Annotated in this window: 21 protein-coding genes; 9 read left to right on the top strand and 12 right to left on the bottom strand. The window is 74.4% G+C overall.

Translation table 11 applies throughout. From position 1 onward, the window contains the following. Nucleotides 1-65 precede the first annotated feature (65 nt). The 4 genes from rsgA to ACFU9A_RS20855 all read right to left on the bottom strand — a co-directional run bounded on the left by rsgA (nt 66) and on the right by ACFU9A_RS20855 (nt 3,339). The gene (gene rsgA, locus ACFU9A_RS20840) at nt 66-1,115 is read right to left on the bottom strand and encodes a ribosome small subunit-dependent GTPase A (protein WP_430577214.1); all 1,050 of its coding nucleotides are present in this window, start codon (nt 1,113-1,115) and stop codon (nt 66-68) included. Next, nucleotides 1,115-2,482, bottom strand: coding sequence for a 3-phosphoshikimate 1-carboxyvinyltransferase (gene aroA / locus ACFU9A_RS20845; RefSeq protein WP_430577215.1), 1,368 nt, complete (start codon nt 2,480-2,482; stop codon nt 1,115-1,117). Before aroA ends, rsgA begins: the two co-directional genes overlap by 1 nt. 59 nt (nt 2,483-2,541) lie before the next feature. After that, nucleotides 2,542-3,096 carry a DoxX family protein gene (locus ACFU9A_RS20850; protein WP_430577216.1) on the bottom strand — a complete coding sequence of 185 codons (555 nt, stop codon included), beginning with the start codon at nt 3,094-3,096 and terminating at the stop codon, nt 2,542-2,544. Between the two features lie 96 nt (nt 3,097-3,192). After that, nucleotides 3,193-3,339: a hypothetical protein gene (locus ACFU9A_RS20855; protein WP_430577217.1), complete on the bottom strand. Its 147-nt coding sequence runs from the start codon at nt 3,337-3,339 to the stop codon at nt 3,193-3,195. A 93-nt stretch (nt 3,340-3,432) separates the two neighbouring features. Between ACFU9A_RS20855 and ACFU9A_RS20860 the strand changes: the two genes are divergently transcribed. From ACFU9A_RS20860 to rsrA, 3 genes are all read left to right on the top strand, one after another. Beyond that, nucleotides 3,433-4,398: a helix-turn-helix domain-containing protein gene (locus ACFU9A_RS20860; RefSeq protein WP_430577218.1), complete on the top strand. Its 966-nt coding sequence runs from the start codon at nt 3,433-3,435 to the stop codon at nt 4,396-4,398. A 237-nt stretch (nt 4,399-4,635) separates the two neighbouring features. Then, nucleotides 4,636-5,325, top strand: a complete 690-nt coding sequence (locus ACFU9A_RS20865) for a sigma-70 family RNA polymerase sigma factor (protein WP_430577219.1) — start codon at nt 4,636-4,638, stop codon at nt 5,323-5,325. After that, a complete protein-coding gene (gene rsrA, locus ACFU9A_RS20870) occupies nt 5,322-5,603 on the top strand; it encodes a mycothiol system anti-sigma-R factor (RefSeq protein WP_430577220.1) in 282 nt (93 codons plus the stop codon). The genes ACFU9A_RS20865 and rsrA overlap by 4 nt, the downstream gene beginning before the upstream one ends. A 92-nt stretch (nt 5,604-5,695) precedes the next feature. On the opposite strand, the gene ACFU9A_RS20875 is transcribed toward rsrA, so the two are convergent. Together ACFU9A_RS20875 and ACFU9A_RS20880 are read right to left on the bottom strand one after the other, a co-directional pair. Further along, the gene (locus ACFU9A_RS20875) at nt 5,696-5,770 is read right to left on the bottom strand and encodes a 50S ribosomal protein bL37 (RefSeq protein ID WP_375791718.1); all 75 of its coding nucleotides are present in this window, start codon (nt 5,768-5,770) and stop codon (nt 5,696-5,698) included. Between the two features lie 65 nt (nt 5,771-5,835). Next, nucleotides 5,836-10,536 carry a hypothetical protein gene (locus tag ACFU9A_RS20880; RefSeq protein ID WP_430577221.1) on the bottom strand — a complete coding sequence of 1,567 codons (4,701 nt, stop codon included), beginning with the start codon at nt 10,534-10,536 and terminating at the stop codon, nt 5,836-5,838. Between the two features lie 217 nt (nt 10,537-10,753). Here ACFU9A_RS20880 and ACFU9A_RS20885 point away from each other — a divergent pair, with 217 nt between their 5' ends. Together ACFU9A_RS20885 and ACFU9A_RS20890 are read left to right on the top strand one after the other, a co-directional pair. Further along, nucleotides 10,754-11,554 carry a DUF4097 family beta strand repeat-containing protein gene (locus ACFU9A_RS20885; protein WP_430577222.1) on the top strand — a complete coding sequence of 267 codons (801 nt, stop codon included), beginning with the start codon at nt 10,754-10,756 and terminating at the stop codon, nt 11,552-11,554. Between the two features lie 35 nt (nt 11,555-11,589). Beyond that, nucleotides 11,590-12,117, top strand: coding sequence for a DUF664 domain-containing protein (locus ACFU9A_RS20890; RefSeq protein WP_430577223.1), 528 nt, complete (start codon nt 11,590-11,592; stop codon nt 12,115-12,117). A gap of 6 nt (nt 12,118-12,123) precedes the next feature. Here ACFU9A_RS20890 and ACFU9A_RS20895 read toward each other — a convergent pair whose 3' ends face one another. Then, nucleotides 12,124-12,726 carry a GDSL-type esterase/lipase family protein gene (locus tag ACFU9A_RS20895; protein WP_430577224.1) on the bottom strand — a complete coding sequence of 201 codons (603 nt, stop codon included), beginning with the start codon at nt 12,724-12,726 and terminating at the stop codon, nt 12,124-12,126. A gap of 125 nt (nt 12,727-12,851) precedes the next feature. Continuing rightward, entirely contained in the window at nt 12,852-13,778 is a 927-nt protein-coding gene (locus ACFU9A_RS20900; RefSeq protein WP_430577225.1) for an aldose 1-epimerase family protein, read from the bottom strand. Nucleotides 13,779-13,915: 137 nt separating this feature from the next. Here ACFU9A_RS20900 and ACFU9A_RS20905 point away from each other — a divergent pair, with 137 nt between their 5' ends. After that, complete coding sequence (locus tag ACFU9A_RS20905) at nt 13,916-14,911, top strand: aldo/keto reductase (protein ID WP_430577226.1); 996 nt, start codon at nt 13,916-13,918, stop codon at nt 14,909-14,911. A gap of 108 nt (nt 14,912-15,019) precedes the next feature. On the opposite strand, the gene ACFU9A_RS20910 is transcribed toward ACFU9A_RS20905, so the two are convergent. From ACFU9A_RS20910 to ACFU9A_RS20920, 3 genes are all read right to left on the bottom strand, one after another. Further along, the gene (locus ACFU9A_RS20910) at nt 15,020-18,796 is read right to left on the bottom strand and encodes a multifunctional oxoglutarate decarboxylase/oxoglutarate dehydrogenase thiamine pyrophosphate-binding subunit/dihydrolipoyllysine-residue succinyltransferase subunit (RefSeq protein WP_430577227.1); all 3,777 of its coding nucleotides are present in this window, start codon (nt 18,794-18,796) and stop codon (nt 15,020-15,022) included. A gap of 344 nt (nt 18,797-19,140) precedes the next feature. Beyond that, nucleotides 19,141-20,280 (bottom strand): sensor histidine kinase, encoded by a 1,140-nt coding sequence (locus tag ACFU9A_RS20915; protein ID WP_430577228.1) that lies wholly within the window; start codon nt 20,278-20,280, stop codon nt 19,141-19,143. Then, nucleotides 20,280-21,026, bottom strand: a complete 747-nt coding sequence (locus ACFU9A_RS20920; RefSeq protein ID WP_430577229.1) for a response regulator transcription factor — start codon at nt 21,024-21,026, stop codon at nt 20,280-20,282. Before ACFU9A_RS20920 ends, ACFU9A_RS20915 begins: the two co-directional genes overlap by 1 nt. A 205-nt stretch (nt 21,027-21,231) precedes the next feature. On the opposite strand from ACFU9A_RS20920, the gene ACFU9A_RS20925 reads away from it, so the two are divergent. The 3 genes from ACFU9A_RS20925 to ACFU9A_RS20935 all read left to right on the top strand — a co-directional run bounded on the left by ACFU9A_RS20925 (nt 21,232) and on the right by ACFU9A_RS20935 (nt 24,735). After that, nucleotides 21,232-22,614: a hemolysin family protein gene (locus ACFU9A_RS20925; protein WP_430577230.1), complete on the top strand. Its 1,383-nt coding sequence runs from the start codon at nt 21,232-21,234 to the stop codon at nt 22,612-22,614. After that, nucleotides 22,611-23,675 carry a hemolysin family protein gene (locus ACFU9A_RS20930; RefSeq protein WP_430577231.1) on the top strand — a complete coding sequence of 355 codons (1,065 nt, stop codon included), beginning with the start codon at nt 22,611-22,613 and terminating at the stop codon, nt 23,673-23,675. The genes ACFU9A_RS20925 and ACFU9A_RS20930 overlap by 4 nt, the downstream gene beginning before the upstream one ends. 211 nt (nt 23,676-23,886) lie before the next feature. Continuing rightward, on the top strand, nt 23,887-24,735 hold the full coding sequence (locus tag ACFU9A_RS20935) for a D-alanyl-D-alanine carboxypeptidase family protein (protein ID WP_430577232.1): 849 nt from the start codon (nt 23,887-23,889) through the stop codon (nt 24,733-24,735). Between the two features lie 255 nt (nt 24,736-24,990). On the opposite strand, the gene ACFU9A_RS20940 is transcribed toward ACFU9A_RS20935, so the two are convergent. Further along, a complete protein-coding gene (locus tag ACFU9A_RS20940; RefSeq protein WP_430577233.1) occupies nt 24,991-25,617 on the bottom strand; it encodes a CYTH domain-containing protein in 627 nt (208 codons plus the stop codon). Nucleotides 25,618-25,701: the final 84 nt, after the last annotated feature.

Consider the following 25,701-nt stretch of genomic DNA (forward strand, 5'->3'; position numbering starts at 1 on the left):
CTCATCAGTCCAGACTGACAAGTCTTGCCTGACGAATCACCGCCGCCCGCAGCGGGCGCGCGACGTCAGTCGGCGGAGTGGCGCGCGGTCAGCAGGCGCCGGAACGAGGCGACGCGGGCCTCGCGGGCCGGGCGCTCGTCGTCGGACGACGCCGCGAGCCAGTCGTCGAGGGCGCAGTCCGGCGCGTCGGCGAGATGCGTGCAGCCCCGGGGGCACTCGGCCGCGACCTCGGCGAGGTCCTCGAACGCCTGCAGCAGGTGGTCCGTCTCGACGTGCGCCAGCCCGAACGACCGGACGCCGGGGGTGTCGACCACCCACCCGTCGTACCCGTCCTGGCCGTCGGGCCCGCCCGGCACGGGCAGCCGCAGGGCCACCGCGGACGTGGACGTGTGGCGGCCGCGCCCGGTCACGTCGTTCACGACCCCCGTGGCGCGGTCGGCGTCGGGGACGAGCGCGTTGATGAGCGTCGACTTGCCGACGCCGGAGTGCCCGACCAGCACCGACGTGCGGCCGGCCAGGCGCTCGCGGACGGTCTCGACGCTGGCCGGGTCGTCGCGCCGGGTGACGACGACCTCGACGCCGATCGGCGTGTAGAGGTCGCGCAGCGGCGCGGGGTCGGCCAGGTCGGCCTTGGTGAGGCACAGCAGCACGTCCATGCCGGCGTCGTACGCGGCGACGACGCAGCGGTCGATCATGCCCGTGCGCGGCTCGGGCTGCGCGAGCGCCGTCACGACGACGAGCTGGTCGGCGTTCGCGACGACGATCCGCTCGTACGGGTCGGTGTCGTCCGCCGTCCGGCGCAGCACCGACGACCGGTCCTGGATCCGCACGATCCGCGCCAGCGTGCCCTCCTCGCCGGAGGTGTCGCCCACGACGTCCACCCGGTCGCCCACGACGACGCGGGTGCGCGTGAGCTCGCGCGCCTTCATGGCGAGCACGGTCCGCTCGTCCGGGGTGCCGTCGTCGACGACGAGCGTGTACCGCCCGCGGTCGACGCCCGTCACCATCCCCGTGACGGCGTCGGCGTGCTCGGGCCGCTGCTTGGAGCGGGGCCGCGAGCCGCGCTTCGAGGGTCGCGCGTACTGCGCGTGCTCGTCGACGGCGCGGCGGCCCATCAGGCCTCGACCCCGCGCGCGCCGGCGTCCGCCCCGAGCATGCGGAGCCACATCGCGTCGAACCCGGGCAGCGTCTTGGCGGTGGTCCCGACGTTCTCCACCCGCACGCCGGGCACGCGCAGACCCAGGACCGCGGCCGAGGTCGCCATGCGGTGGTCGGCGTACGTGCGGAACAGCCCGCCGTGCAGGGGGCGCGGCGTGATGACGAGGCCGTCGCGCGTCTCCTCGGCCTGGCCGCCGAGGCGCGTGATCTCGGTGGCCAGCGCGGCCAACCGGTCCGTCTCGTGGCCGCGCAGGTGGGCGATGCCGCGCAGCCGGGAGGGGGAGTCGGCGAGGGCGGCGAGGACGGCGAACGTCGGGGCGAGCTCGCCCGCGGCGCGCAGGTCGAGGTCGACCCCGCGGATCTCTCCGGTGCCGGTGACGCTCACGACGTCGCCGTCCTGCCGCACGTCGGCGCCGAGCCGGGCGAACAGGTCCGGGAGCAGCCCGCCCGGCTGGGTCGTCTCCGCGGGCCAGCCCGGCACGCGCACGGTGCCTCCGCCGACCAGCGCGGCGGCCAGGAACGGGGCCGCGTTGGACAGGTCGGGCTCGACCCGCACGTCGCGCGCGGCGACCGGGCCGGGGGAGACCTGCCAGATGCCGTCGCGGGAGTCGTCCACCGTGACCCCCGCGTCGCGCAGGGTGGCCACGGTCATCGCGATGTGGGGCAGGCTCGGCAGCGTGGTGCCGATGTGCCGCAGCGTGAGGCCGCGCTCGAAGCGGGCCCCCGCGAGCAGCAGGGCGGAGACGAACTGCGAGGAGGCGGACGCGTCGACGTCCACGGCGCCGCCCGCCACCCGGCCCGTGCCGTGCACGGTGAAGGGCAGGTGCGTCGGCCGGTCGCCGTCGGCGGCCGTGACGCGCACGCCGAGGGTGCGCAGCGCCTCCAGCACGGGAAGCATCGGCCGGACGCGGGCCTCCGGGTCGCCGTCGAAGCGCACGGGCCCGTCGGCCATGGCCGCCACCGGCGGCAGGAAGCGCATGACGGTGCCGGCGAGGCCGGCGTCGACGTCCACGTCGCCCCGCAGCGGGCCGGGGGTCACGCGCAGGGTGCTCGGGTCGCCGTCCTCGTCGATCCCGGCGCCGAGGGTGCGCAGGGCGCCGATCATGAGGTCGGCGTCGCGCGAGCGCAGCGCGCCGCGCAGGGTGCCGGGGCCGTCGGCGAGCGCGGCCAGCACGAGGAGGCGGTTCGTCAGGGACTTGCTGCCCGGCACCTCGACCGTCGCGTCCAGGGGGCCCGTCGCGACCGGCGCCGTCCAGCCGTCGTCGGCCGGCCCGCCGGCGTCGGGAACGGCGGGGGCGGAGTGCGGCGGCACGGCGGCGGTCATGGCACCGAGGCTAGTTCACCGGTCGTGGCGGTCGCCGCGCGTCTCGCCCGGTCGAGGCCTCAGACCGCCTCGGCGACCTTGGCACGCAGCTTCGCGGCCTCCGCGGTCGTCGCGGCCTTGACGGTGTCCGCCTTGGCCCGGACGGTCCCGGCCTTCGCCTCCGCGACGCGGGCGGCGTGCTCGCGCGCCTGGTGCACGCGGTAGCTCACGCCCGGGCGGCCCTCGAGGTCGATGCCGGCGATCACGGCGGCGCCGACCTTGCCGAGGTCCTTGACGAAGGCGGCCGTGCGCAGGCTGCGCTCGGCGCCCTTGCTCGTGAACGGCTGGTGCGCGACGGCGAGCGGCGCGGTGAGGGCGGCCAGCGCGAGGGCCGCGGTGCGCGGGGTGCGCCCGACGGCGAGGAGCAGCCCGGCGGCGGCGGTGACGGCGCCGTGCGCGCGGACCAGCAGGCCGAGCCGGCGGTCGCTCAGCGGCTCGGCGCCGACGGCGTCCGTGACCAGCGCGGCGCCGTCGCGGGCGGCGTCCACGTGCTCGGCCGGGTGCAGGGCGGCCTGGATCCCGTCGTAGACGAACGGTGCGGCGAGGAGGGGGCGGGCGATACGGCGCAGCAGCATGGGCCCACTGTGGCAGAGGGGTCCGTGGCTTGCGCGGCGACGTGCGGGCGCGCCGCCCGGTGGCGTCGGGTGGTGTCGGGCATGGTCGGAGGGCGCTCAGGCGAGCGGCGCGCCCTCCCACCAGTCGTGGTGCGACCGCGGCGGCCGCCGCGACCCGAGCCCGTCGCGGCGGACCGTGCGGACGAGGCGCGCGCCGTAGGTGGCGACCAGCAGGAGGGCGAGGATCAGCAGGATCGTGGTCATGGCAGTAAGTCTTCGCGCAGCGCACTCCTGCCACGAGTGGCAGGAGTGCCATGATGCATCGACATCCCGCCATGATCGTGGGACGCTGGTCGCATGATCCGCAAGGTCGCCGCCGTCGTCGTGCCGGGCGTCGCGCCGTTCGAGCTCGGCGTCGCGTACGAGGTGTTCGGCATCGACCGCTCGGACACCGGCGGCCCCGCGTTCGAGTTCACCCTCTGCACGCCGCGGCCCGGGCCGGTGATGACCAAGGGCGGCTTCCCCGTGGTCGTGGAGCGCGGCCTGGACGCGCTCGACGACGCGGACCTCGTCGTCGTCGTCGCCTACGGGATCGACGAGGAGGGCGACGAGGTGCTCCCGGGCGCCTACCTCGACGCGCTGCGCGGCGCCCACGACCGGGGCGCGTGGCTGTTCGCCATCTGCTCGGGCGCGTTCGCGCTCGCCGGGGCGGGCCTGCTCGACGGGCGGCGGTGCACCACGCACTGGATGTACACGGAGCGGCTGGCGGCCGAGGTCCCCACGGCCGACGTCGACCCCGACGCCCTCTACGTGGAGGACGGTCGGGTGCTCACCAGCGCCGGCACCGCCGCGGGCATCGACGCGGCGCTGCACCTGGTGCGGTCGGAGCTCGGCGCCGAGGCGGCCCGGAGCATCGCGCGGCGCATGGTGGTGCCGCCCCAGCGGGAGGGCGGGCAGGCGCAGTTCGTCGTCGACCCGCTGCCCCGCGAGGGGGAGTCCCTCGCGGGCCTGCTCTCCTGGATGCGCGCGCACCTCGCCGAGGAGCACACAGTCCCGCGCCTGGCGCGCCGCGCGGCGCTCTCGGAGCGGACGTTCGCGCGCCGCTTCCGCCAGGAGACGGGGACGACGCCGGCCGCCTGGCTGGCGCGTCAGCGGGTGGCCCGCGCGCAGGAGCTGCTCGAGACCACCCCCGCGCCCGTCGACGAGATCGCCCGTGTCTGCGGGTTCGGGAGCGCGCCGGTGCTGCGCCACCACTTCGCCCGGCAGCTCGGCACCAGCCCCGTCGCCTACCGTCGCCGGTTCGCCGCGCCGGTCGCTTCCTGAGCTCCCCGGGGCGGGAATGCGCGGGGCCCTCCCGCGGTTGCCACCGACGTGAACACCCGCACCTCGCCGACGGCGCTCGCCGCCGTCCCCGACGCCGGACCTGAGTCCGTGCGGCTGTTCGCCGTCCCGGCCGACGCCCTGACGGCGAGCACGTCCCGCCCGGCGGCCGGCAGCAGCAGCCCGCAGACCCCGTGGATCGGAGGACCCCTCCCTGTGCCTGGACTAGGCTCGACGGTGATGACCCAGGATCTGGACCCGGCAGGCGGCGACGCGCTGCACGGGAGCACCGGGACCACCCCGGACAGCGAGGAGATCCCCGAGGACACGGAACGTGCCCCCGAGGGAGAGAGCAGCGCGGCGCGTGCCGCGCGCTTCGAGCGTGACGCGCTGCAGTACCTGGACCAGCTCTACTCCGCCGCGCTGCGCATGACGCGCAACCCCGCGGACGCCGAGGACCTGGTGCAGGAGACGTTCGCCAAGGCGTTCGCCGCGTTCCACCAGTACAAGCCGGGCACGAACCTCAAGGCCTGGCTGTACCGCATCCTCACCAACACGTTCATCAACAGCTACCGCAAGAAGCAGCGCGAGCCGCAGCAGTCCCAGGCGGAGGACGTCGAGGACTGGCAGATCGCGCGCGCCGCGTCGCACACGTCGCAGGGGTTGCGGTCGGCCGAGGCCGAGGCGCTCGACCGGCTGCCGGACTCCGACGTGAAGCGGGCGCTGCAGGAGCTGCCCGAGGACCGACGCATGGTCGTGTACTACGCGGACGTCGAGGGCTTCCCCTACAAGGAGATCGCCGAGATCATGGGTACGCCGATCGGGACGGTGATGTCCCGACTGCACCGCGGGCGCCGGCAGCTGCGCGAGCTGCTCGCCGACTACGCCGCGCAGCGCGGACTGGTCTCGGCTCGTGGAGGAGCGTCATGACCGACCCCGTCACCCCCATCCCGCACGAGCGTGCCGAGGGTGAGAACGAGTGCGAGCACGCCCTCGTCCACCTGAACGAGTACCTCGACTCCGAGATGACCCCCGAGGACGAGCAGCGGATGCGCGCGCACGTGGCGCACTGCTCCCCGTGCCTCGCGGAGCTGAGCGTCGAGGAGCTGGTCAAGCAGCTCGTCCGGCGCTCCTGCTCGGAGCGCGCGCCGGAGACCCTCCGCGTCCGCATCCACGCGCAGCTGACGGTGATGTCGACGGTCGTCTGACCGCCGGCAGGCACCGGACACGCCGAAGGGCCGGGAACCCCGCGGGGTTCCCGGCCCTTCGACGTGTCCGGCGGACGTCCCGGCCCGAGTGATCAGGCGTTGGGACGCTTGCCGTGGTTCGCGCCGTTGCCCTTGCGGCTACGACGCTTACGACCGCGCTTGCTCATGGTGGTCTCCTCACGAAGGATGGACGGGGTCGCGTCCATGATCCCACATGGCTGCCACGACCTGATCAGCCGTCGCGCCGGCGCGAGCGGGAGACGACCACCCCGGCGACGCCGAGCGCGATGGCGGCGAGAGCGGCCGCCAACCACGGCACGAGGTCCGCGCCGGTGATCGGCAGGCTGCCGAGCCCCGTCGGGGGCGCCTCGGCCCCGGGCCCGCCCGGTCCGGTGGACGGCGACGCGGTCGGCGTGCCGGCGGACGGCTCGGGGGAGGGTGACGGGGAGGGCGCCGGACCCGCGTACGAGTTGACGATCACGCAGGTGGCCTCCTGCCCGGGCTCCAGCCCGCTCAGCTCACCCGCTCCGCCGCCGAGGTCCTCCACCGCGGGCGCCGCGCCGGGGCCGTCGTCGAGCGTGCAGGCCCAGCTGCCGTGGGTCCACTCCGACTCGTCCAGGCCCGCGACCGCCGACTCGGCGAGCGAGATGCTCACCTGCGCGGGCACGGCCGTGCCGGGGACGTTCCCCGGTGCTCCGTCGGGGTTGACGATCGTCCGGCCGTCGACGGCGCCCGTGAGCACCCAGTCCTCGGGCGTGCCGTCGCCGCCCTCCACCTCCTTGACGAGGTGGAGGACGGGGTCGACGGCGCGGTTCTGCGCCTCGCACCGGACCTGCTGGCCGGGGGCCAGCGGGGCGAGCGCCGCGGAGCCGTCGTCGCGGGTGACGATCTCGGGCTCGGGGGCCGCGGGGCCGTCGACCACCGCGCACGTCCAGCCGAGCTTGTCGTACCCGGAGTCGTCCCAGCCGTTCGGCGCCTCGTCGAGCACGAACGACTCGCCGAGCCCGACCACCTGGACCGGCGCCTCCGCCCCGGGCGAGCTGCCCGGGTTGCGGAGCGTCGTGCCGGCGTCGCCCTCGCCCGACAGCGTCCAGTCGGACGGCTCGCGGTCGGTGCCACCCGACACCTGCTTGTCGAGCTGCAGCTCCGGCGGGATCGCGGTGTTGGTGACGGTGCAGGTCACGTGCTGGCCGGCGCCGAGGCCGGGGAGGGTCGCCGTGCCCGGACCGCCCGCGGTGACGGCGACGTCGGCCCCGTCGGCGTCCTGGCACGCCCAGGCCCCGAGGTCGAAACCGCCGTCGGCCTCTCCCTCGCGTGCCCACGCCTCGCCGAGCGTGATGTCCGTGCCGATGGTGACGGGGGCGGCGGCCACGTCACCGGGCTCGCCGTCGGGGTTCACGTCGTCGTCCCCGTAGGCGCCGCTGAGCGTCCAGTCCGCGTCGCTGTACCGCTCGTCGCCGCCGGCGTCCACGATCTTGTCGAGCGCGAGGCTGGGCTCGTCGGCGGTGTTGGTGATGGTGCACGTGACGCTCTCGCCGACCGTGAGCCCGGGGAGCGTGGCGGCCCCCGGCCCGTCGACGTCGAGGGCGACGTCCTCGCCCTCCGCGTCCTGGCAGGCCCAGTCGCCGGGGGTGTATCCGGTGGCGTCGAAGTCCCCGGCCGGGGCCTCGGCGAGGGCGATGTCCTCGTCGACGGCCACCTGGCCGGTGGCGGTGCCGTCGCCGGTGACGCTGCTGCTCGCGCCGGTGCCGGTGAGGGTCCAGTCCGCGGCGCGGACGTCGGGGTCGCTGGACACGACTTCCTTGGCGAGCGACAGCGTCGGGGGCACCGCCGTGTTGGTGACGGTGCAGACGACCGCCTGCCCGACCGTGAGCGCCGGGATCGTGCCCTCCGCCGACACCGCGACCGCGGACGCCGGGTCGGTGCTGGTGTCCTCGCAGGTCCAGTCGCCGGCGGTGTAGCCGCGGTCGTCGAAGTCGCCGCGGGGCGCCTCCGAGAGCGCGTACCCCGTGTTGGTGTAGACGTCCGTGACCTCGGTGTCCCCTCCCTCCGGGTCGGTGACGGTCGGCGCGACCGGGTCGACGACCTCCGTCGGCTCCGCCGCGAGGACCCAGTCCGTCGACGTGGCGGGGCCGCCGCCGGCGACCTCCTTGACCAGCTGCAGGGTCGGCTGGATCGCCGTGTTGACGATCTCGCACGAGGCGCCCTCGCCGTCCGGCAGGTCGATCTGCCCGGTGCCCAGCGGGAACGGGGCGTCGGGCTGGGAGTCCAGCGTGCACGTCCACGTCTCGCCGTTCTCGTACCCCGCGACCGTCGACTCGGTCGGCACGTAGCCGCCCGGCAGGACCGGCTGACGCTCGACGCCGCCGGCCCCGCTGACGGGCTCCTGCTCCCGCGGCGGCGTGAACGTGCCGCCGGCGGGGTCCGGGGCGACGGGGGACGTCCACGCGGCCCCGAGGGTCCACCGCTCGGCCCCCTGGGTGGTCTCCCGCCCGTCGATCGCGACGGTCTTGACCAGCTCCAGCTCCGGCTCGGCGACGTTCTCGGCGGTGCACTTGGCCCACTGCCCGGCGCTGACGGTGACGCCGCCGTTGCGACCGTCGAACTGGTCGGTGCCCCAGGTCGGGGTGCCGTCGTCCCCGACCCCGGCCGCCGTGACGCAGAGCCACGACCCGGTGGCGCCGTTGGCGGCGGCGTCGTTCCACTGACCGGTCAGCGACGGGTTCCAGCGCTGGACGTAGCTCGACGACCCGCCGGTGGTGCCCTCCTCGCCGAGGGCGTACCGGACCTCCGGCGTCACCGGGCTCGTCGCGTCCTCCCTCCCGCTGACCGCGCCCTGCGGGCCGGGGAGCGCACCCGTGGCGTCGATCGCGGACGCGCTCAGCTCCCAGTCGTCCGCCGTGGCCGGGCCGGTGCTCTCCACCCACTTCTCGAGCGTGAGCCGGGACTCGCAGGTGACGGTGTTGACGACGGTCACCGCGTTGACGAACGGGGAGGAGTCGTCGCCGGTCGGTTCCAGCCCCACGTCGCCCGTGCCCGTCGCCTCGTTCGTGCAGAGCGGAGGCAGGCCCGTGACCGTCTCACCGACGTCCACCGTCCCGCCGGGCACGAGGTTGCCGTAGGTGGTGCCGAAGTAGTGCGGTCCGTCGGGCAGGCCGACGCCGTCGCCGGAGAGCGTGAGCGCGGCGGACAGGTTCGCGATGGGCAGCACGTCGTCGGGCCCGTAGGGCCCGTCGAGGTCCTCGCCGTCGCCGTCGAGGTCGAACCACCACTGCTTGTCGACCTCGAGCATCGCCGTCTGGGTCTCGGCCTGGTTGATGATCTGGCAGGACACGATGGCGCCCTGCGGCACGTTGACGGTGAACCCCGGGCCGTCGGCGTCGTTCTCGACCGCCACGGACTCCGTCGTCCAGCTGTTCGTGCAGGCGGCGTTGTCGCCGTCCTGGAGCTCGAGCGAATAGCCGCCCACCGTGTCCTCGACGACGTGGACGTCGTCGTCGGTGTCGATCGGCTGGTTGAGCTGGAAGCTCACCGCTCCGGTGGAGCCCGTCGCCGCCTGTGCGGACGTCGCGAACTCGTCGGTGCTGCCCGACACCTTGACGATCGGGGTCGCGGCATCGGCGGCCATCTGCCAGCCGGAGGTGGCGACCGGCGCGCCGCCGCCGGCCGGCCGGACCAGCTTGGTCACGTTCACGGTGCTCGCGCACCCGCCGCTGGCGAGCGTGCGCATCGTCTGCTGCAGCGCGGTGTAGTCGCTCACCGCGAAGTAGTCGGTGTTCGCGGTCGGGCCCGAGACCGCCGCGAGGTTCGCGGGGGAGCCGGCGATGCCGCTCCCCACACCGATGGCCTGGACGGTCACCCCGGACTGCTTGACGGCGTTGGCCGAGGCGACGGCGTGCTCGAGCTCGATGAACCGCGTCGTGCTGCCCGATCCGTCGCCGTTGACGTTGTAGTAGGTCGGGAGGCCGTCGGTGATCATCACCACGACGTCGAGGCCCTGGTCCGCCAGCGTGCTGACCCCGCGGAAGCCGGCGTCCCAGTTCGTCCCGTTGTTCGTCGGGACGGTGAGTCCGGCGACCTTGTCGCGGACGGTCTGCGCCCCGGTCGTGGTCGCGACGGAGGTGAGGCCGAGGGTCGAGTTGCCCGTGCCCGACGACGGCGAGGTCGTCCCGAAGGTCTGGATCGCGACGCGCGACGGCGTCCCGGCCAGCGCGTTGACGTAGGCCGTCGCAGCAGTCTTGAGGGCGTTGACGCTGCCGGAGTTCGAGACCGAGGTCGAGACGTCGACCAGCAGAGCGACGTTCAGGCCGCACTTCACGGCGAGGGCCGGGTTGTCGGCCGAGGCCGGCATCGCCGTCCCGGAGGTGGTCTGGTTCCGGGTGGTCGCCGCCGCCACGGTGGCGGGGACGGTGTAGGCGGTGTCCGCGTAGACGGGGCCGGTCTGGTACTCGAGGGCCACGGTGCTGCGGTTCGCCGTGGTGCCCGTCGTCACCTGGTCGATCAGGGTGTAGCCGGCCGGCACGGCGGTCGCCACGGCGATGTAGCCGTACGGCGTCGCGTTCTGGCCGCCCGTCGACGCGAAGCGCGGCGCCAGGGTCACGTTGCACATCCCCGTGCCGTCCGTCGTGCAGGTCGCGCCGTCGACCAGCGCGCCCCGGGCCCCGGTGCTGGTCGCCTGGTAGAACTGGAAGGTCGCGCCGGCCAGCGGCGCGATGGTGCCGTTGGCCGCGCGGGCCCCGCCCGCCTTGATCGTGATGTTTCCCTGGTCCGCCACCGGGAGCCCCTTGCCGGGGGCGCCCACCGCCGCTGCGGCGGTCGGCGTCGCCGGTCCGAGCGGAGCGACCAGGGCGATGGCGGCGACCACGGCGAGGAGGGTCCCTGCGACCCTGCGCCGCGGGTCGGTCCTGTGCCGCTCGCCCGAGACTCGATCCATCACGCGGTTCCTCCGTCAGCCGGTCAGCCCGTCGCCCGCCCCGAGGGGCGTGGGTCGCCGGCACGCGGCGCACCCGCCTGCCTGCGATGTAACCATGGCCCTAGGGGGACCGCGAACGGTCCCCAGGGTCGGATTCCGGGGCATCCCCGATCCGGGAGGCGGTCCGCTCTGAGAGGGTGGACCCGTCCCCAGCAGCCCGAGCACCACAGGGAGCCTCATGAGCACGGAGTCGTGGGCGGTCGCCGCCCCGCAGACCATCGACGTCGAGCAGGCGACGGGGGTGACGCTCCGCCTGCAGGACGGGCGCGCCGACGTGGTCGCCGACCCGGCGGCCACCGGCGTGCGCATCGAGCTGCTCGAGGTCGGCGCGAAGCCGCTCCAGGTCGTGCGCGACGGCGACCGGCTGCGGGTCGGCTACGAGTCCTCGGTGCTCGACTCCGTGATGGCGAAGCTGCGCAACCCGCGCCAGAGCGAGCGCGCCGTGGTGCGCGTGGTCGTGCCCGCGGACGGCGCTGTCGACGTCGGCACGCTCGGTGCGGACGTCCAGGTCACGGGCGGGCGGAAGGTCGCGGTGAAGACCGTCACCGGCGCCGTCCGCGCCACCGGCACCACCGGTCCGATGTCGCTCAAGACCGTGTCGGGATCGATGTCGGCGCAGGAGCACACGGGCGACGTGACGGGCTCGAGCGCGGCGGGCTCCATCGCGCTCTCGGGCGCCCTCGCGAGGGTCTCCCTGAACACGGTGTCGGGGGCCGCCACGATCACCGCGACCCAGGCCAGCCCGATGATCACCGCGAAGACCGTCTCCGGCGCGATCGACCTGCGCCTGCCCGCCGGCACGCCCGTCAACCTCCGGGTGCGCGGGGCGTCGGGCCAGGTGGTCCTCGACGGCTCGGTGCTCCCCAGCGCGGGTGCCACCCTGGTCGTCGACCACGGCGAGCAGCCGGCCGACGGCCGCAGCGCCGCCTACCTGTCCGCGACGGTGACGTCCGCGCACGTCACCGTCGACCGTCGCTGACCACCGACGCCCACGGGCGTCGGCGAGGAGGACCGATGACCGCACCGTCCGCACCCCACGTCGCCCTGCTGGAAGACGCCTTCGGGCGCGTCGTGGGGGAGGCCCGCCGCGTGCTCCGCGGCGCCACCGCCGAGCGCCTCGCGTACCGGCCCGACCCGGACGCGAACACGGTCGCGTGGCTCCTCTGGCACCTGGCACGGGTGCAGGACGACCACGTGGCGGACGTGGCGGGCGTCGAGCAGCGCTGGACGGCGGGCGGCTGGGCCGCGAAGTTCGCGCTGCCGTTCGACCCGGCCGACACGGGGTACGGCCACACGCCGGAGCAGGTCGCGGCCGTGCGCGCCGACGCGACCCTGCTCCGCGGTTACCTCGAGGACGTGCACGCCGCGACGACGGCGTACCTGGCGACCGTCACCGCCGCCGACCTGGAGCGTGTGGTGGACACCCGTTGGGACCCGCCGGTCACGCTGGCGGTGCGCCTCGTGAGCGTCGCCGCCGACGACCTGCAGCACGTGGGGCAGGCCGCGTACGTGCGCGGCCTGGCCCAGCGGGCGGGCGCCTGAGCCCGGTCACTCGTCGGCGGGCAGCCCGAGCCAGGAGTGCCAGCCGGTGTGCAGCACGAGCCACGCCATGAGGCCGTAGCCGGCCTGCCCGGGGTAGGTCGAGCCGCTGGTCGCGAGGTCGGCCAGCCACTGCTCGTGCTGCGCCAGCGGCGTGTAGGTGTCGACGTAAGGCACCCGGCGCCGGCTGGCGACGTCGGAGAAGGCGGCGGAGAGCTCGGCGATCCGGCCGCCGTCCTCCGGTCGGCCCGGCGGCGGCCCGACGACGAACGCCGGGACCCGGCTCGCCTCGGCCACGTCGAGGATGTTCGCCAGGTTCAGCCGCGACCGGGCCACGGACAGCGACGAGGCGACGTCGTGCCGCCCGAGCGCGACCACGAGGCGGTTCTCGCAGGTGTCCTCGGGTCCGAACCGCGAGTCCGTCTCGGCCTGCCAGCGCGCGCCGAGCGCCGAGCTGGTCTCTCCCGGCACGGCGAGCGTGAACGCCATCGCGGGCCGCCCGAACCGGGTGCGCGCCATGACGCGGCCCGTCCATCCCAGGGCGCGGGCGTCCCCGACGCCCACGCTGAGCTCGTCGCCCACGACGCAGATGCGCACCTCGGTCTGGGTCACAGAGCCTTCACCGTCCAAGTCCTGTCTCGCAGTTGCGCGGCCATTCTGCCCGCGGCCCGGCCGGGTGGCGGGATCCCACGCCGGGCCGGGCCGTGCGGCGGGCCGAGGGCATGCCCCGGACGGCGTCAGAGCAGGGTGGCGCCCCAGCGCACGACGTGCTCGTCGCCGGGGGCGAGCCGCACCAGGCGCTCCCCGGTGTTGAACGCGTCGGCGACGCAGCTCATGGGCTCGGCCGCGAGCCCGAACCGCTCGTACCCGGTGATGTGGTCGGCCGAGCAGACCTGCCAGCAGTCCATCGAGCCGTCCATCCAGATCGCGGCCGTGCGCCCGTCCGGGCACCCGAGCCGCGCCCAGGAGAGGCCGGCGTCGTCGCGGGTCGCGTCGACCCACGCGTCGTCGAGGTCCAGCCCCGCCATCGACCGGGTGGCGCGCAGGTCGTACGGGCCGGCGACGGGCTCGGTTCCCGTGGGCAGCAGGCGGTCGTCGACGGTCACGTGGGTCGTGGCGTCGAGGCTCACGGTGCACGTGTCGAGCGACGCGCCGCCGGTCGAGAGCCAGGGGTGGAAGCCGACGCCGTACGGCGCGGTCCCGGCGCCCACGTTGCGCGCCCGCGTCACCACCTCCAGGCCGGCGTCGGAGACCGCGTAGCGCACCTGCAGCACGAGCTGGAACGGCCAGCCCTTCTGCGCCGGGAGCGCGAGCTCGAGGGTCACCGTGTCCTCGGCGACCTCGACCGGCGTCCACCGGTACCAGCAGACGAGCCCGTGGAGGGCCGTGCCGCGGTCGGGCTCGCTCACCGCCACCTGGTGCGGCACGCCGTCGACGACGTAGGCGCCGTCGCGCAGGCGGTTGGGCCACGGCTGGAGGACGGCGGCGTTGAAGACGGGGGCGGCCTCCTCCTCGGCGAAGGGGACGAAGACGTCGCGACCGCCGACGGCGTACTCGCGCACCATCGCACCGACCTCGGTGATGGTGGCGCGGTGCTCGCCGGCGGCGATGCGGAACTGCCGGCCCGACGGGGTGGGGACGGCGGAGGATTCAGCGGTGTTCACGCTCACACCGTAGTCGGCACGCCGGATCGGTGCGGGCGACGTAGCGTAGGGGAGCCAGATCTGACGACACGTCTCCTCGCGCGCGCGAGGGGTCCGCGCCGACGTCGACGACGGCGGTGCCACCGAACGGGGGAACGATGGAGAAGCAGGTGCTCGGCCGCACCGGCCGGCTGGTGTCGGTCGTCGGCCTGGGAACCTGGCAGCTGGGGGCGGACTGGGGCTCGGTCGACGACGACCAGGCCCGGTCGGTGCTCGATGCCGCGTTCGAGTCCGGCGTGACCTTCTTCGACACGGCGGACGTCTACGGCGACGGGCGCAGCGAGCAGACCATCGGCGCGTTCCTCGCGGACCACCGCGACGACGGGCTCACCGTGGCCACGAAGATGGGCCGCCGGATGGACCAGGTGCCGGAGAACTACGTGCTGGCGAACTTCCGCGAGTGGACCGACCGGTCGCGCCGCAACCTCGGCGTCGAGACGCTGGACCTCGTCCAGCTGCACTGCCCGCCCACCGCCGTGTACTCGGACGACGAGGTCTTCGACGCGCTCGACACGCTCGTCGCCGACGGCGTGACGGCCGCGTACGGCGTCTCGGTCGAGACGGTCGACGAGGCGCTCACCGCCATCGCGCGGCCGGGCGTCGCCACGGTGCAGATCATCCTCAACGCGTTCCGCCTCAAGCCGCTCGAGCAGGTGCTCCCCGCGGCGTCCGCGGCCGGCGTGGGGGTCATCGCGCGGGTGCCCCTCGCGTCCGGCCTCCTGTCGGGCCGGTACACGCACGAGACCACGTTCTCCGAGGACGACCACCGCACGTTCAACCGCGAGGGCAAGGCCTTCGACGTCGGGGAGACCTTCGCGGGCGTCCCGTTCGACGTCGGGGTCGACGCCGCCGCACGGTTCACGGAGCTCGCGGGCTCCGCCGCGGGGCAGGACCTCACGCCCGCCCAGGCGGCCATCGCCTGGGTCTGGCAGCAGCCCGGCGTCTCGACCGTCATCCCCGGCGCGCGCAGCGCCGAGCAGGCGCGGCTCAACGCGGCCGCCGGCTCCGCCGAGGTGCTCGGGCCGCTGTTCACCTCCGGCGTGCGCGAGATCTACGACGAGGCGATCAAGGAGCACGTGCACGACAGGTGGTGAGGCGGAGGTCCCGCCGGACCTCGCCGCCGCACCGGACGTCGCAGCACGAAGGGCGCCCCTCCACCCGCAGGTGGAGGGGCGCCCTTCGTCGTCCCCGTGCGCGGCGCGTCAGACGCGGTCGAAGGCCTGCGCGAGCAGGACCTCCTGCTGCTCCTTGTGCCGCTTGGCCGTGCCGGGCGCGGTGGCGGCGGACGCCGGGCGGGACGCGACGCGCACGCGCGGCATGTCCTCCGGGAAGGCCAGGTGGAGGAAGGACCAGGCGCCCTGGTTCTCCGGCTCGTCCTGGACCCACACGACCTCGGCGCCCGGGTACTGCGCGAGCTGCGCGCGGATCTGCTCCTCCGGGAACGGGTAGAGCTGCTCCAGGCGCACCAGGGCGGTGCGGGTGTCCTCGCGGCGGGTCCGCTCGGCGAGCAGGTCGTAGTACACGCGGCCCGTGCTCAGCAGCACGCGGTCCACCTGCGCGGCGTCCACGGTCGGGTCCGGCAGGACCGGCTCGAACGTGCCCGTCGTGAAGTCCTCCACGCTGGAGGCCGCGGCCTTGAGGCGCAGCAGCTGCTTCGGCGTGAAGACGACCAGCGGGCGGCGCGGGCGGGCGTACGCCTGCTGACGCAGCAGGTGGAAGTACGACGCCGGCGTGGACGGCTGCGCGACGGTCATGTTGTTCTCGGCCGCGAGCTGCAGGAAGCGCTCGATGCGGGCGGACGAGTGGTCCGGCCCCTGGCCCTCGTAGCCGTGCGGCAGCAGCATGACCAGCGACGAGCTCTGGCCCCACTTCTGCTCGGCCGACGAGATGAACTCGTCGATGACCGTCTGGGCGCCGTTGACGAAGTCGCCGAACTGCGCCTCCCAGAGCACCAGGGCGTCCGGGCGCTCCACGGAGTAGCCGTACTCGAAGCCGAGGGCCGCGTACTCGCTGAGCGAGGAGTCGTACACCCAGAACTTCGCCTGGTCGCCCGCCAGGTACAGCAGCGGGGTCCACTCGGCGCCCGTGTTGCGGTCGTGGAGCACGGCGTGGCGCTGCACGAACGTGCCGCGGCGCGAGTCCTGCCCGGCGAGGCGCACCGGGGTGCCCTCCATGAGCAGCGACCCGAAGGCGGCGAGCTCGCCGAAGCCCCAGTCGATGCCACCCTCCTTGGCCATGAGCTGGCGCTTCTCCAGCATCTGGGCCAGCTTCGGGTGCACGGTGAAGCCCTCGGGGGCCGACACCTGGACGGCGCCGACGCGCTCGAGCACGGCGTGCGGCACGGCCGTCTGCCAGCCCACCATGTCGCCGGCGCCCTCGCGCTGCGACTCGGGCCGCTCGAGGCCGAGGATCTCGTCGTCGCCGTCGGGCGTCGTGGCCGCGCCCGCCGACTTGGTCTCGGTGAAGACCCGCTCGAGCTGGGACTGGTAGTCCTGCAGCGCCTGCTCGGCCTCCTCGACCGTGATGTCGCCGCGCGCCACGAGGTTCTTCGTGTAGAGCTTGCGCACCGACTGCTTGGCCTCGATGAGGTTGTACATCAGCGGCTGCGTCATCGAGGGGTCGTCGCCCTCGTTGTGGCCGCGGCGGCGGTAGCAGACCATGTCGATGATGACGTCGCGGTCGAACTGCTCGCGGTAGGCGAAGGCGAGCTCGGCCACGCGCACGCAGGCCTCGGGGTCGTCGCCGTTCACGTGGAAGACGGGGACCTGGTAGCCCTTGGCGACGTCGGTCGCGTAGGTGGTGGAGCGCGACGACGACGGTCCGGTGGTGAAGCCCACCTGGTTGTTGATGATCACGTGGATCGTGCCGCCGGTGCGGTAGCCGCGCAGCTGCGCGAGGTTGAGCACCTCGGGGACCACGCCCTGGCCCGCGAAGGCCGCGTCGCCGTGGATGAGGATCGGCAGGACGGAGAACCCGTCGCCGCCCAGGTCGATGCGGTCCTGCTTGGCGCGCACGATGCCCTCGAGCACCGGGTCGACCGCCTCGAGGTGGGACGGGTTCGCCGCGAGGTAGACCTTCGTGGTCGCGCCGGTCTCGGCCGTGAAGACGCCCTCGGTGCCGAGGTGGTACTTCACGTCGCCGGAGCCCTGCACGCTCTTCGGGTCGAGCTGGCCCTCGAACTCCTTGAAGATCTGGCCGTAGCTCTTGCCCGCGATGTTCGCCAGCACGTTGAGGCGGCCGCGGTGCGCCATGCCGATGCCGACCTCGTCGAGCCCGCCCTCGGCGGCCTTCGACAGGATGGCGTCCAGCAGCGGGATGACGGACTCGCCGCCCTCGAGCGAGAAGCGCTTCTGGCCGACGTACTTGGTCTGCAGGAAGGTCTCGAACGCCTCGGCGGAGTTCAGGCGGCGCAGGATGCGCAGCTGGTCCTCGCGCGGCGTGCGGGCGTAGCCCGACTCGAGCCGCTCCTGCAGCCACCTGCGCTGGGCCGGGTCGGCGATGTGCATGTACTCGACGCCGATGGTGCGGCAGTACGAGTCGCGCAGCAGGCCGAGGATGTCGCGCAGCGTGTCCTTGGTCTTGCCGCCGAAGCCGCCCGTCGGGAAGCGGCGGTCCAGGTCCCACAGCGTCATGCCGTGGTTCTGGATGTCCAGGTCGGGGTGCTTGCGCTGGCGGTAGGCGAGCGGGTCGGTCTCCGCCATGAGGTGGCCGCGCGAGCGGTAGGAGTGGACCAGCTCGGCGATGCGGGCCGGCTTGGCGGCCTCGACGTCGGCGTCCACCGTGTTGTCGCGCACCCACCGGACCGGCTCGTACGGCACCCGCAGGGCCGCGAAGACGCGGTCGTAGAAGCCGTCGAGGCCGAGCAGCTTGCCCGCGAGGACCTTGAGGAACTCGCCGGACTGCGCGCCCTGGATGATGCGGTGGTCGTAGGTCGACGTGATCGTCATGACCTTCGAGATCGCCATGCGGGCCAGCTGCTCCTCGGACGCGCCCGCGAACTCCGCGGGGTAGTCCATGGCGCCGACGCCGATGATCGTGCCCTGGCCGGCCATGAGGCGCGGCACGGAGTGCACGGTGCCGATGCCGCCCGGGTTGGTCAGCGAGATCGTGGTGCCGGCGAAGTCGTCCATGCCGAGCTTGCCGCCGCGCGCCTTGCGCACGAGGTCCTCGTACGCGGCCCAGAAGCCGGCGAAGTCGAGCTCCTCGGCCTTCTTGACGCTCGGCACCAGGAGCTGGCGCGAGCCGTCGGGCTTGGCGAGGTCGATCGCGAGGCCGAAGCCGACGTGCGCGGGGTGCACCACGTGCGGCTTGCCGTCGATGCTCTCGTAGTGCGCGTTCATCACCGGCATGTCGGACAGCGCCTCGACGAGGGCGAAGCCGATGAGGTGCGTGAACGAGATCTTGCCGCCGCGGCCGCGGGCCAGGTGGTTGTTGATGACGATCCGGTTGTCCACCATGAGCTTGGCGGGCACGGCACGCACCGACGTGGCGGTCGGGACCTCGATCGAGGCCTCCATGTTGGTGACGACGCGGGCCGCGGGGCCGCGCAGCTTCTGCACGTCGTCGGTGGCGTCGTCCTCGGCGGTCTTCGGCGAGGCCTTCGCGACCTCCGCGTAGGGCGCCGTGGCCGGGAGGGCCTCGGCGACGGGGCGGACCGCGCTCACCTCGGGGTCGGCCGGGACGGGTGCCGCCTTCGCGGCCTTGCTGGCCGCCTTCGCGGCCTCGGCCGCGGCGGTGCCGGACCCGCTCGCGGGGGTGGGGGCCGCCTGGGGCGCCGCGGGCGCTGCCGGGGCGGGAGCCTGCGTCACCGGGGCCGCGGGCTGCGCGGGCGCCGCGTCGGCCGCGGCGCCGTCGTGCTCGCCGGGCTCGTAGTCGGCGAAGAAGTCCCACCACGCGGGGTCCACCGCGTTCTTGTCCTTGAGGTACTGCTCGTAGAGCTCGTCGACAAGCCATTCGTTGGCTCCGAACGCGCTCGCCACGCTGATCGACTCTGACCCGTCCTTCGGGGACACCACGCGCGGATCGCCCACTTTCACACCGTTGCAACTCGTTCGACCGGAAAATACGCACGGCGGTGCCGCACGCAGGTCCCAGCCTATGCCCTTCGCGGCGTGTCGCCGGGGAGGCCGAGCGGCGTCAGACGGCCGTTCCGGGGCCCCCGGGGCGGCATCGTGACCGTCCGGTAATGCGGGGGGCAACGGCTCCTCGGGTCGACCCGATGACTCCGTTGTCCGGCGTCATGGGCGGACCAGGCCTGGCACGACGTGACGGACGAGTGTGAGCAACGTCACGCCGTGACGGCGGCCGGTGCGCGGGGCGACGGTCAGTCGTCGGACTCGGTCGTGACGCCGGGTGCGGGCCGGGCCTGGGCGGGGAGCGTGACACGCATCGTCGCGCCGCGGGCGGTGTCGGCGACCTCGACGTGCCCGCCGTGCAGGTCGACGGCCCAGCGGACGATCGCCAGGCCGATGCCGGTGCCGCCGCTCGCCATCCCGGCGGGCGGCGCGGCGTGCGGCCGGCCGGCGGCCGCGCCGCTGGCGAACCGCTCGAAGATGCGGCCGCGGTCCTCGGGGGCGATGCCGGGTCCCTCGTCGCTCACCTCGAGGACGACGTCGTCGTCCACGGGGTAGGCGTCCAGCCGCACCGTGCCGGCGTGCGGCGAGTGCCGGATCGCGTTCTGCAGCAGGTTGGTGACCACCTGGCGCAGGCGCTCCACGTCGCCCTCGAGCGTGAGGTCCGGGGGAGTGACGTCCACGACGTAGCTCAGGCCCTTGGCGGCGTCGACCATCGACATCGCCTGCGCCGTCTCCTCGAGGAAGTCGCCCACCGAGAACTCGCTCAGCACGAGGGCGGACGCCCCGGCCTCCACGCGCGACAGGTCCAGCAGGTACGTGACGAGCCGGGTGAGCCGCTCCGTCTGCTCCAGCGACAGCTCGAGCGCCGACGGCGTCGGCTCGGTGACGCCGTCCACCATGTTCTCCAGCTGTGCCTGCAGCGCCGCGACGGGCGTGCGCAGCTCGTGGGAGACGTTGGCGATGAGCTCGCGGCGCACGCGGTCGGAGGCGTCCAGGTCGGCCGCCATGACGTTGAACGCCTCGGCGAGCTGGCCCACCTCGTCGCGGCTCGTGGCGCGCACGCGGATCGAGTAGTCGCCCGCCGCCATCGCCTGCACGGCCGCCGTCATGTCCCGCAGCGGCGACGTCATGCCGCGGGCGAGGAGCTGCACGATGACCAGCGACAGGAAGATCGCCAGGGGGAGCGTGCGCGTGGGGCCGAGCTCGTTCTGCAGGCCGATCCACGTGATGAGGACGGCGAACGTCACCGTCGCGACGACCAGCACGCCCAGCTTCGTCTTGAGCGACCGCAGCGGGTCGAGCGGGCGGACGTCGGGCAGCCGGTGGTGCTCCTTGCGCCGCGGCGGGGGACCGGGCCTGTCGTCCGGTCCGCCGGGGCCGGCGTCCATCAGGACTCCGGCGGCTCGAAGGCGTAGCCGACGCCGTGCACGGTGCGGATCAGGTCGGGCCCGAGCTTGCGGCGCAGCGCCTTGATGTGCGAGTCCACGGTGCGGGTGCCGCTCGCGTCGGCCCAGTCCCACACTTCGGCCAGGAGCCGCTCACGCGTCTGCACCGTCTTGGGGGAGCTGGCGAGCATGACCAGGAGCTCGAACTCGGTGGGCGTCAGGTGCACCTCGTCGCCCCCGCGGTGCACGCGCCGCTGCGCCCGGTCGATCGTGACGTCGCCCATGACCATCGGCGGGTCGGCGGGCGTCGTGACGGCGGCCTGCTGGGCGCGCTCGACGCGACGCAGCAGCGCCTTGACGCGGGCCACGAGCTCACGCATGGAGAACGGCTTGGTCATGTAGTCGTCCGCGCCGACGCCGAGGCCCACCAGCATGTCGGTCTCGTCGTCCCGGGCGGTGAGCATGAGGATCGGGATCGGGTGGTCCGCCTGGATGCGGCGGGTGACCTCGAGTCCGTCGATGCCGGGCAGCATGACGTCCAGCACGATCGCGTCCGGGTGGAGGCGGGAGGCGGCGTCCACGCCGGCGAGGCCGTCGCGCGCCACCTCGACGCGCCAGCCCTCGGCGGACAGCCGCTGCGCGATGGCGGCCGCGATCGCTGGCTCGTCCTCGACGACGAGCACGGTGGCGTTCTGCTGGCCCGACGTGCCCGAGGTGCCCGGGGTGCTCGGAGGGGTCGCGGTGGTCATGGTGCCATCTTGCACCGCGAGCCTGGGGGAGCGCTGTACACACGCTGTCCGGGGTGGACGCCGACTCGCCCGGGGCCGGCCGCCGGATAGCATCGAGCACGATGGACGAGAGCCGATATAGCGCGCGGCCGCCCGCGCCGATCCGTCTGGCCACCCCGCCGCCGCACCGTTCGGTGCCGCCGCGCCGCACCCTCCGGAGCCGCTCGTGCTGAGCGACGTGCTCATGATCGTGCTGGGCGTCGCGCTCACTGCGGGCACCGCGGTGTTCGTGGCCAGCGAGTTCTCCCTCGTGACCCTCGACCCGGCCGTCCTCGGGGCCGACGACGAGGAGGGCGACAGTCCGCGGCCCGGCGGCGACACGACGACCGCGCGCCCGTCGGACCGGCGGGACCGGGCCGTGCGCGCCGGGCTCAAGCACCTGTCGACGGAGCTGAGCTCCGCCCAGGTCGGCATCACCATCACGACGATCCTGCTGGGCTACACCGCCCAGCCGGCGCTGCTGTCCCTGTTCTCCGACGCGTTCGCCGCCACGGCGATGGGGCAGGGCGTGGCCGGCGTGCTCGCGGTCGTGCTGGCGCTCGTGGTCGTCAACGCGTTCTCGATGCTGTTCGGCGAGCTGATCCCGAAGAACTTCGCGCTGTCCGCCCCGCACGCGACGGCGCGGCTCGTGGTCCCCGTGCAGCGCGTCTTCACGATGCTGTTCCGGCCCCTGATCGTCGTCCTCAACGGGTCGGCCAACGCGCTGCTGCGGCGGGTCGGGGTGGAGCCGCGCGAGGAGCTCTCCGGGGCCCGCTCGTCGTCGGAGCTGCTGTCGCTGGTACGCCGCTCGGCGCAGGAGGGCACGCTCGACCAGTCGGTCGCGACCCTCCTGACCAACTCCCTCGAGCTCGACGAGCTCTCCGCGCGCGACGTCATGACCGACCGGATGCGCATGGCCGTCGTCGAGCGGGACACCACCGCGGCGGAGGTGGTCGCCCTCGCCCGCCGCACCGGCCACTCGCGGTTCCCCGTGATCGGCGAGGACCGGGACGACGTCGTGGGCCTGGTGCACCTGCGCCGCGCCGTCGGCGTCCCGCACGACCGGCGCGGTGAGGTGCCCGCCGCCGCGCTCATGGTCGACGCGCCCCGCGTCCCCGAGACGGTGCGGCTCGGCCCGCTCCTCGTGGAGCTGCGCGGGCTGGGCCTGCAGATGGCCGTCGTCGTGGACGAGTACGGGGGCACGTCGGGGATCGTCACGCTGGAGGACGTCGTGGAGGAGCTCGTGGGCGACGTCGCGGACGAGCACGACCCCCGCCGGGCCGGCGTCGTGCGCGGTACCGACGGCTCGTGGGTCGTGCCGGGCGTGCTGCGCCCCGACGAGCTCGAGGAGCGCACGGGCCTGGTGGTCCCCGAGGGTCCGGCATACGAGACGCTCGGCGGGCTCGTCATGGCCGAGCTGGGCCGCGTCCCCGAGCGGGGCGACGAGGTCCGCTGCGGCGACGTGCTGCTGCGGGTCGAGGCGATGGACGGGCGTCGCGTGGAGCGCCTGCGCGTCCTCGCCGACCCGCCCGACGACGACGCCGACGACGCGCGGGGGGAGGGCCGATGACCACCGGGACCGCCCTGCTGCTCGGCGTGCTGCTGCTCGCCGGCAACGCCTTCTTCGTCGGCGCCGAGTTCGCCGTCATCTCCGCGCGCCGCAGCGCGATGGAGCCGCGGGCCGAGGCCGGCGACCGCCGCGCCCGCACCGCCCTGTGGGCCATGGAGCACGTGTCCCTGATGCTCGCCTGCGCGCAGCTGGGCGTCACGGTCTGCTCCACCGGCCTGGGCATCGTGGCCGAGCCCGCGCTGGCGCACCTGCTCGAGGTGCCGTTCGAGGCCGTCGGGGTGCCGGTGGCCCTGCTGCACCCCGTCTCGCTGGTCCTCGCGCTCGCGATCGTCGTGTACCTGCACGTGGTGCTCGGCGAGATGGTGCCCAAGAACCTCGCCGTCGCCGGCCCCGAGACCGCGGCCCTCTGGTTCGCGCCGCCGCTGGTGCTGCTGGGCCGGGCTGTGCGCCCGGTGATCTCCGCGCTCAACTGGGTCGCCAACCACGCGGTGCGCCTCGCGGGCGTCGAGCCCAAGGACGAGGTCGCCTCCGCGTTCACCGCGCAGGAGGTCCAGTCGATCGTGGAGCACTCCCAGGCCGAGGGCGTGCTCCGCGACGAGCAGGGGCTGCTCGCCGGCGCGATCGAGTTCTCGTCGCGGACCGCCGGGGACGTCATGGTCGCCCTCGACGAGCTCGTGGTGGTGGGGCCCGAGACCACGCCGGACGACGTCGAGCACCTCGTGGCACGCACCGGCTACAGCCGCTTCCCCGTGCGAGGCGACGCGGACGACGACGACGCCGACCGCACGGGCGGCGCCCTGCGGGGCTACCTGCACCTCAAGGACGTGCTCTACGCGGCGGACGGCGACCGCTACCTGCCCGTCCCGGCGTGGCGCGTGCGCGCGCTCGCGTCCGTGCGGCCGGGCGACGAGGTGGAGGACGCCCTGCGCGCCATGCAGCGCTCCGGGTCCCACCTCGCGCGCGTCGAGGGGCCGGACGGGGTGCTCGGCGTCGTGTTCCTCGAGGACATCCTCGAAGAGCTCGTCGGCGAGGTCCGGGACGCGATGCAGCGGCGACCCTGACCAGGGTGGACACCCTCCCACCCGAGAGGGCGCGCGCCGCGGGCAACCACGGGGCGGACCGGGACTTGGCGGGGGAGCGCGACCCCGTTATGGTTCCGTGACGGATCGCCCTTGCGGCCGCGTGCGGGACACGCGGCGACGGGCGGTCCGTGTTCGGGTCCGGAGACCCGGGCGGCCACGGCGGCCGTCCCGGTACGAGCGCGGAGGTGCTGTGGAGGCGACGTCGCAGGGTGACGCAGCCGCGCCGCGCTCACGCCGGGAGATCCGGGAGGCCGAGCTCGCCCGCGCCGGCAAGAAGCCTCGCAAGCGCTCGTCGTCCTCGCGCGGCGACGGGCGGCACGCCGCCCCCGCCGGCCACGCCTGGGTCACGCGCCTGACCGTCCTCGGCTCGCTCGCCGCGGCCACCATCGCCGCGCCCCTCGTCACCGACGCGCAGGCCAGCCACGGCGGCACCCCGTTCGACCTCGACACGCAGCCGACCGGCCCCTCCACCCTCGCCCTCCTCGAGCAGGGGGTGGACACCCCCCGCACGTCCAGCGCGATCGCCGCCGCGCCCCGCGACGTGCGCGTCGAGGCCTCCGCCGCCAGCCGGAGCGCGGAGCGCAGCCCGATGCCGGACTGCGACGCCGACGCTCCGATCGACGGCACCAACGGCCAGCTGGCCGACCACTCCCTCTGCAACATCTGGCAGGACGGCGAGAAGCTCCGGGCCGACGCCGCCGTCGCCCTCAGCGGCCTCAACGACGCCTTCCGCGCCCGCTTCGGCCGCGACCTGTGCCTCGTCGCCAGCTACCGCTCGCTGTCCACCCAGTACGCCGTCAAGGCCAGCCGCGGGTACCTCGCGGCGCAGCCCGGCTCGTCGATGCACGGCTGGGGGCTCGCCGTCGACCTGTGCGGGCAGGAGTACCGCACCAGCGACGTCTACGGCTGGTTGTGGGAGAACGGCCCCGCCTACGGCTGGGAGAACCCGCCGTGGGCGCAGCGTGGTGGCTCCGGCAACTACGAGCCCTGGCACTTCGAGTACCGGCCGGGCGTCGAGGAAGTCTCCGTCTGGCACTGAGCGCGCCGCTCCGGTTCTGAGCGGTGTCGTGGCGGGGTTCGCGGGGCGGCCGATGACCTTCGCGCGTCGCGTTCACGCGCCCCAGCGGGCGCTCCACTTCGGGAGGATACGACCGCGCGACGGACCTCGACCGCCCCGCTCGTCCGGAAACGCGTGGTCGCGTCCCGCTGTCGCACCGGGCGCGCCGCGTCGGGAGGGCGAGGGTGCCTCGACCGTCGCGACCGTCGCGACCGTCGCGATCGCGCCGACCGGCCGTCAGGTGGTGATGGTGGTGTTGCCGCCGAAGTCGTCGCGGAAGCGCGGGCCCTGGGCGGCGAGCTCCTGCGCGTACGCGGCGGACCAGCCGCGGAACGGGTCCACGGCGAGGGACTCGTTGGAGAACCGGCGGTCGTCGGTGAGCTCCGTGACGCAGAAGTCGGGGATCTGCAGGTCGGTGACCGGGCCCGAGCGCTCGCACTCCGCCACGACCAGGGGCGCGTTGGCACCGCCGAAGACGTCGATCGACCAGCCGTCGGCGCCGAGCCAGGCCGCGTAGCGGGTCTTGATGACCTGGGCGCCGCCGCGGCGCACCAGCTCGACGCCGACCAGCGGGTCCAGCTGGCGCTCGGCCTCGTACCGGGTGCCGCCCACGGACGGGCCCTTGACCGTGACGGCGGCGAAGTCGACGCGGGACCCGTACAGCTCCAGCACGTCGCGCGCGTCGCTGTCCGCGCCCAGCCGGGCCTCGACGCCCGTGGCCTGTACGCGCACCCGCAGCGCGTACCCGCCGTCGGAGAGGAAGTAGGACTGCACGATGAGGGCGGGCGCGTCGCGCAGCGCGTCGGGGAGCTCGCGGACGAAGAACCGGCGCTCGAACTCGAAGTCGGAGTAGTCGGCGGACATGCCGTCGAGCCTAGTGCGCCGCGGTGACGTGGCCGACCGCCCGACCGCCCGGTCGCCCGCGCCGCGGCACGACGGCTCGCCGGG

This window comes from Isoptericola sp. NPDC057653, assembly GCF_042799955.1.
GTDB lineage: Bacteria > Actinomycetota > Actinomycetes > Actinomycetales > Cellulomonadaceae > Isoptericola.